The 6,827-nt window shown below is 70.2% G+C and carries 6 protein-coding genes and 1 pseudogene; 1 reads left to right on the forward strand and 6 read right to left on the reverse strand.

Annotated elements, in window-relative coordinates:
• From Q0C81_RS13995 to dusB, 6 genes and pseudogenes are all read right to left on the reverse strand, one after another.
• Positions 1-348 (reverse strand): annotated as a pseudogene (locus Q0C81_RS13995) (hypothetical protein); the annotation flags it as partial.
• A gap of 173 nt (positions 349-521) precedes the next feature.
• On the reverse strand, positions 522-767 hold the full coding sequence (hfq, locus tag Q0C81_RS14000) for an RNA chaperone Hfq (RefSeq protein ID WP_013269198.1): 246 nt from the start codon (positions 765-767) through the stop codon (positions 522-524).
• A gap of 104 nt (positions 768-871) precedes the next feature.
• Positions 872-1,735 (reverse strand): D-amino-acid transaminase, encoded by an 864-nt coding sequence (locus tag Q0C81_RS14005; protein ID WP_291839126.1) that lies wholly within the window; start codon positions 1,733-1,735, stop codon positions 872-874.
• Positions 1,732-3,147, reverse strand: a complete 1,416-nt coding sequence (locus Q0C81_RS14010) for a sigma-54 dependent transcriptional regulator (protein ID WP_291839129.1) — start codon at positions 3,145-3,147, stop codon at positions 1,732-1,734. The genes Q0C81_RS14005 and Q0C81_RS14010 overlap by 4 nt, the downstream gene beginning before the upstream one ends.
• Positions 3,148-3,156: 9 nt before the next feature.
• Positions 3,157-5,448, reverse strand: coding sequence for a PAS domain-containing sensor histidine kinase (locus Q0C81_RS14015; RefSeq protein ID WP_291839132.1), 2,292 nt, complete (start codon positions 5,446-5,448; stop codon positions 3,157-3,159).
• Complete coding sequence (gene dusB / locus Q0C81_RS14020; protein WP_291839138.1) at positions 5,445-6,497, reverse strand: tRNA dihydrouridine synthase DusB; 1,053 nt, start codon at positions 6,495-6,497, stop codon at positions 5,445-5,447. Before dusB ends, Q0C81_RS14015 begins: the two co-directional genes overlap by 4 nt.
• A gap of 64 nt (positions 6,498-6,561) precedes the next feature.
• Between dusB and Q0C81_RS14025 the strand changes: the two genes are divergently transcribed.
• Positions 6,562-6,827 (forward strand): 2-C-methyl-D-erythritol 4-phosphate cytidylyltransferase (locus Q0C81_RS14025; protein ID WP_291839135.1); only part of this gene is annotated, 266 nt, incomplete at its 3' end.

Genomic DNA, 6,827 nt, shown 5'->3' on the forward strand with positions numbered 1-6,827 from the left:
CACCGCCTCGGCCTCGGCGGCGCGGACCAGGGCGGCCAGCTCATCGACCTTGCCGGAGCCGAACAGGGTGGCGGGCGTGACCTTGCGCACGCGCACGATCTCTTCGGCGCGCACGTCGAGGTCCAGCGCGCGGGCCAGGCCCACGGCTTCCTCGAGGCGTTCCTCGGCGAGGCGGGAGCTTTCCGAACGTCCGTCGGGGTGGATGACGACCGCCCGGATCAGAGGGACGGAATGGTCGATATGCTTGGTGGTCAGGTCTGGGGGCTTTCTGATGGGCGTCGTCCTCGGGCTGGACCCGAGGTGCGGATGTTGTGGTGCAAGGCTCCTAGATAGGAACTCACGGGCCATTGGACCATCCCGCGCCGTACCTCCTTGCTATCGTCATCCCGGGGGCGCGAAGCGAACCCCGGGACCCAGCGGCGCGCGTGAGCGTGACCCTGTCGGGAGCACCGGCATTTCGCCGCCGTAGCGGCGCCGCTGGGTCCCGGCTTTCGCCGGGATGACGATAGCAATGAAGGAACCTAGTCCTCGTCGGCTTCCGGCTCGTACAGCTGCACGGGCGCCGAGGGCATGATGGTCGAGATGGCGTGCTTGTAGACGAGCTGGGACTGGCCGTCGCGACGCAGCAGCACACAGAAGTTGTCGAACCAGGTCACGATGCCCTGCAGCTTGACCCCGTTGACCAGGAAGATGGTCAGCGGCGTCTTGGTCTTGCGGACCGAGTTGAGGAAGGTGTCCTGAAGGTTCTGACGCTTGTCTTGAGACATGGCAGGTTATCCCTGGTCTTGTTGTTCTCCGGCCGGGGAGCGGCGCGGGACCGGTCGATGCCGGCGACCGCCACCTTACCCGCCCCCGCGCCTCCCGCAACGCCCTAGATGGCGTCGCGGGTCCCGCGTTCGATATAAAGTTCGCGCAGACGCGTCGCGACCGGGCCGGGTTTGCCGTTGCCGATCTTCACCCCGTCGATGGAGACGGCGGGCATGACGAAGGCGCCGGCGGCGGTGAAGAAGGCCTCCTTGGCGCGCTGGGCCTCTTCCACGGTGAAGCCGCGTTCCTCCAGCTCGATGCCCTCTTCCTTGAGGATGTCGAGCAGGGTCGTGCGGGTGCAGCCCTTGAGGATGTTGGCCTGGGTGTCGCGGGTGCGCAGCTTGCCGTGCTCGTCGATGATCCAGGCGTTGGTCGAGGAGCCCTCGGTCACCAGGCCCATGTCGTCGACCATCCAGCATTCGTAGGCGCCGCGGTCGCGGGCGTGCTGCTTGGCCAGCACATTGGCCAGCAGGCCGACCGTCTTGATGTCGCAGCGTCCCCAGCGGATGTCCGGCGTGGTGACCACGGCCACGCCGTTGGCGGCGGTGGCGTCGGACTTCATCGGGTTGATGGACTTGGAGGTGACCACCACGCTGGGCGGGGTGCCCTCGGGCGGGAACGGGTGGTCGCGGCGCGCCGTGCCGCGCGTGACCTGCAGATAGACGATGCCGTTACGGACCCGGTTGCGGCGGATGGTTTCCTTCAGCACCTGGGTCAGGCTTTCGCGCGACATGGGGATGTCGATGCGCAGCTCGTTGAGACTGCGGTGAAGGCGGGTCATGTGGCCGTCGAAATCGGCCATGCGGCCGTCGAAGACCGACCAGACCTCATAGACGCCGTCGGCGAACTGGAAGCCCCGGTCCTCGACATGGACGGTGGCGCGGTTGTGCGGGACGTACTGGCCGTTGACGTAGGCGACGCGGCTCATTCCTCGACAGGCCCTTCTTCCTCTTCCTCGCCGCCGCGGGACGGCGAGACGCCCAACGACTTGAGCTTTCTGTGCAGCGCGGACCGCTCCATGCCGATGAAGGCGGCGGTGCGCGAGATATTGCCGCCGAACCGCATGATCTGGGCGGCCAGGTATTCACGCTCGAACACCTCGCGGGCCTCGCGCAGCGGCAGGGCGATGATGCGTTCGGCGCCGAGGGTGCCGGTGGAGTTGGCGTTGGTCGCCTCGGACGGCAGGGCGTCGGCGCCGATCGGATCGTTGATGTCGCCGGTGGCGAGGATCAGCAGCCGCTCGACGTTGTTGCGCAGCCGGCGGACGTTGCCCGGCCAGGGATGGACCTGCAGAACGGCGATGGCGTCGTCGCCCAGGCGGCGGCGCGGCAGCCCCTGCGACGACGCCAGAGTTTCGATGAAGTAGTCGACCAGCTCTTGGATGTCCTCGCGGCGCTCGGACAGCGCCGGCACGCGGATCGGCACCACGTTCAGGCGGTGGAACAGGTCCTCGCGGAAGCGGCCCTCGGCGATCTCGGTCTTGAGATCGCGCGAGGTGGAGGTGACGACGCGAACGTCGACCTGCACGTCCTGCTCACCGCCGACGCGGCGGAAGCGCTGCTCGACCAGGACCCGCAGGACGCGGCTCTGGCTCTCGCGCGGCATGTCGCCGACGTCGTCCAGGTAGAGGGTGCCGTTGTGGGCGCGTTCGAACACGCCGATCTTGCGCGGCCGGCCGTCGACGCCCTCCTCGCCGAACAGCTCCAGGTCGAGGCGTTCGGGGGTCATGCCGGCGGCGGCGATGGCCACGAACTCGCCGCGAGCGCGGGCGCTGGCCTCGTGAATCTGGCGGGCGACCAGCTCCTTGCCCGAGCCGGGCGGACCCGAGATCAGGACACGGCTGTTGGCCGGGGCGACCTTGGCGATGGTCGAGCGCAGGGTCTGGGCGGCCGCCGACTTGCCGATCAGGCCGGTCGGGGCGGCGACCTGGGCGCGCAGGCGGCGGTTCTCGCGCTTCAGCTGCGAGGCCTCCAGCGCGCGCTGGACGACGACGACCAGCCGGTCGGACTTGAACGGCTTTTCGATGAAGTCATAGGCGCCGCGCTGCAGGGCGCTGACGGCGGTTTCAATATTGCCGTGGCCCGAGATCATGACGACTGGCAGGTCCGGATCCAGCTCCTTGATCAGGTCCAGCAGTTCGAGGCCGTCGAGGCCGCCGCCCTGCATCCAGATGTCGAGCAAGGCCAGCGACGGGCGGCGCGCGCGGATGGCGGCCAGGGCCTCGTCGGAGTTCGAGGCGACGCGCACGGCGTGGCCCTCGTCCTCGAGCAGGCCCGAAACCAGTTCGCGGATGTCGGCCTCGTCGTCGACGACCAGGATGTCGGCTCCGGTGGATCGCATATCGCCTCGCTATCGGGCCGCCGGAACGGCGCCGACGGACGCTTTCGCGTCCTTCGACCCGGCCGGAGCCTTCACTGGGGATTTCAGGGGGAAGATCAGGCACACGCGCGCGCCGGACAGGGTCTCGGCGTCGGCCAGCTTCAGCTCGCCGCCGTGCTCCTCGCAGATGCGCTTGACGATGGCCAGGCCGAGGCCCGTGCCCTTCTCGCGCGTGGTCACATAGGGTTCGGTCAGGCGGTCGCGGTCCTTGGCGGGCAGGCCCGGGCCGTCGTCCTCGATGACGAAGGTGGCGACACTGTCCTCGACGATGAGCCGGGCCGAGATGCCGGGCGTCGCATCGTCGCCCGGACGCGGCTGGGCTTCGCGGCGGGCCGCCACCGCTTCGCCGGCGTTCTTCAGGATGTTGGTCAGGGCCTGGCCGACCATCTGGCGGTCGGCGTGGAAGGTGACCTTGGGCAGGGGCTCGATCAGGTCCACGCCGATGTCGGGCGCGGCCACCCGCTGGGCGAACACGGCCTCGCGCAACAGCTCGTCCGGCTTCTCGGCGGTGAAGCGCGGCGCGGGCATGCGGGCGAAGGACGAGAACTCGTCGACCATGCGGCCGATGTCGCCGACCTGGCGGATGATGGTCTCGGTGCAGCGGTCGAAGACCTCGACGTCGTCCTCGACCCGGCTCCGGTAGCGGCGGCGCAGGCGCTCGGCCGAGAGCTGGATCGGGGTCAGGGGGTTCTTGATCTCATGGGCGATGCGGCGCGCCACGTCGCGCCAGGCGGCGTTGCGCTGGGCCGTGACCAGGCGGGTGATGTCGTCGAAGGTCAGCACCATCTCGCCGCCGACCCCGCCCTCGATGCGGACGCGCAGGCGACGGGTCTCGGCCTCGCCGCCCACGTCGATCTCTTCCTCGATATGGGCCTCGGCGCGGCCGGCCAGCTCGCTGAGCTCGGGCGAGACGTCGCCCAGCGGACGGCCGATGATGTCGTCTTCCGAAATGCCCAGCAGTTCGACGGCGCTGTCGTTGATGGCCGAGACGCGGCGCTGGCGGTCGACGCCGATGACACCGGCGGAGACGCCGGACAGCACGGTCTCGATGAAGCGGGAGCGGCCCGTGGCCTCCTCGCTGGCGGTCCTGAGCGCGGCCTGCTGGGCCTCCAGGTCGCCGGTCATGCGGTTGAAGGCGGCCGACAGGGTCTTGATCTCGCCGGGGCCGTCGTTCGCGTCCACCCGGGCTGACAGATCGCCGCCGGCCACGGCGTCCGCCGCCACGACCAGACGGCCGATCGGGGCCGAGATGGAGTTGGCCGCCGACATGCCCAGCCAGACGGCGCCGACCAGCACCAGAAGCGCGGTTTCGACATAGCTGAGCGCGAAGACGGCCTGGATGCGCGCCCGGCTAGCCTCGGCCTCCTTGTAGGCCACGATGGACTCGCGGGCCGAGGCGACCTGTCCGATCAGTCCCGGCTGCAGGGGCCGGACGAGATAAAGGTAGGCGCCGCCGTAGGCCGGGAAGGCGCGCAGGCCGCGAATGGCGTCAGGCCCCTCCGTGAGCTGCTGCACGGACGGCTGTTCCTGCGTCTGCGCCTCCTCCAGCGCCTCGCGGGACGGAGCGACGTAGGGCGGAGCGTTCGGCCCTTCCCCGCTGGCCAGCACCTCGCCGTTCTCGTCCAGCAGATAGACGGCCGGATAGCCGAACAGCTGGCCGACCTGGCTGAGAGCGTCGGAGAACTGGATGCGGTTGTCGAACAGCGGGCGGATGCCCTCCAGCTGCTCGCCGATGACGGTGATGTCGGAGTCGATCTCGCTGGAGACGTCGCTGGTGTAGGCCAGGCCGATCGCGGCGCCGTTGTCGACGGCGGCCTGGACGTTGTCGCTGAACCACTGGTCCACCCCGCGGTTGACCAGCACCCCGAAGACCAGGGCGATCAGGACGGCGGGCACCAGCGCTACGGACGAAAACAGGATGACGAAGCGCAGGTGAAGGCGCGCGCCCGCGTCGCCCCGGCGGCGGCGAACCAGGCTGAATGCGCGGCGGCCGACGGTCGCGGCGAGCCCGCCGATCAGCAGCAGGTTGGCGATCAGGATCAGCAGCATCGTCTGGCTGACCGAGGCCCGGGCCCCTTCCCCGCCGAGGCCCGGGGCCACGGCGACCAGCCAGATGGCCGCGATATTGGTGATCAGGGCGATGGCGTAGGCGACCAAGAAGACCGTGCGGCGGCGTTCCTCCGACCAGCCGGCGAACCAGCGCGCCGGACCGCGGGGGGCGGTCGGTGCGGGATCGACGTCGGCGGCGGGTGTGTCCGTCATGCCGCGCCAGCTTCAACCAGCTGTGGCGCAATATCAACAACAGAGTTGCTGGAATGCGTCACCGGAGACCACAGTTCGGTCAAGGCCGCCTCGACCTCGGCCGGGCTGTCGAGACGGCACAGCCGGCTCTTGGCCGCGCGGCGGTCCAGAGGATCGCCGGGCCATGGCGCCTGCTCGACGTACCACCCCAGATGCTTGCGGAACATCTTCAGCCCCAGCGGCAGGCCGTAGAAGCCCGCAGAGGCCCGCAGGTGTTCGATGACGATAGCCAGCCGTTCCTCGCGGTCCGGCTCTTCCAGAACGGTCCCGTCGGCCAGCGCCCGCTCCAGATGGGCCGCCAGCCACGGACGGCCGTAGACGCCCCGGCCCAACATCAGGGCGTCCGCGCCCGACTGCGCCAGGGCGTTGCGCGCATCCTCGGCGGTCAGGATGTCACCGTTGACGACCACCGGGATGGAGACCGCGGCCTTCACCTCGGCGACGGCGGTCCAGTCGGCCTTGCCGGTGTAGAACTGCTGGCGCGTGCGGCCGTGGACGGTGACCGCCTTGACGCCGATCTCTTCGGCCCGGCGCGCGATCAGGGCGGCGTTGCGGCTGGCGTCGTCCCAGCCGAGGCGCATCTTCACCGTCACAGGTCGCGTGGTGGCGGTCACCGCCGCCTCGATCAGGCGGCAGGCCAGGTCCGGCGTGCGCATCAGGGCCGAGCCACAGGCGGCGCCGGTGACCTCCTTGGCGGGGCAGCCGAAATTCAGGTCGACGATGTCGGCGCCGGCCTGTTCGGCCATGCGCGCGCCCTCGGCCATCGCAACGGGATCGCGGCCGACCAGCTGGATCACCGTCAGGGGCAGGCCTTCGCCCACCGCCGCGCGGCGCACCACATCTGGCCGGGCGCGCGCCAGTTCGGCGGCGGCGACCATCTCGGTGGCGACATAGGCGGCGCCCAGCCGCGAGGCGAGCACGCGGAAGGGAAGATCGGTGATCCCGGTCATGGGCGCGGTCAGCACCCGCCCGGGCACCCACACGTCGCCGATCTGAAGGCCTGCGGTCATCGGCTCCTTACCGCCGTTCAATGCGCTCTCGTCAAGCATGACGGCGGCCATTAGAAGGCCGGACATGACCTCGCCCCTCCCCGCCTTCGCCGCCGTCGTCGTCGCCGCCGGCTCCGGATCGCGCGCCGGCGGGGCCAAGCAATGGCGCCCGCTGGGCGGAAAGCCGGTGATCCGCTGGTCGGTCGAGGCCCTGCTGAAGGCGGGCGCCGAGGACCTGGTGGTGGTCGTGTCTCCGGGCGCGGAGGCCGAGGCCGCCGAAGCGCTGGCGGGCCTGACCGGCTGGCGCGCGGTCGTCGGGGGCGTCGCGCGGACCGACTCGGTGCGGGCCGG

The sequence above is a fragment of the Brevundimonas sp. genome, from assembly GCF_023259385.1.
Lineage (GTDB): Bacteria > Pseudomonadota > Alphaproteobacteria > Caulobacterales > Caulobacteraceae > Brevundimonas.

What these genes read in the sequence shown, in the direction of transcription:
- hfq (WP_013269198.1), bottom strand. Translation starts at nt 767, where the DNA reads ATGTCTCAAGACAAGCGTCAGAACCTTCAGGACACCTTCCTCAACTCG.
- Q0C81_RS14005 (WP_291839126.1), bottom strand. Translation starts at nt 1,735, where the DNA reads ATGAGCCGCGTCGCCTACGTCAACGGCCAGTACGTCCCGCACAACCGC.
- Q0C81_RS14010 (WP_291839129.1), bottom strand. Translation starts at nt 3,147, where the DNA reads ATGCGATCCACCGGAGCCGACATCCTGGTCGTCGACGACGAGGCCGAC.
- Q0C81_RS14015 (WP_291839132.1), bottom strand. Translation starts at nt 5,448, where the DNA reads ATGACGGACACACCCGCCGCCGACGTCGATCCCGCACCGACCGCCCCC.
- dusB (WP_291839138.1), bottom strand. Translation starts at nt 6,497, where the DNA reads ATGACCGCAGGCCTTCAGATCGGCGACGTGTGGGTGCCCGGGCGGGTG.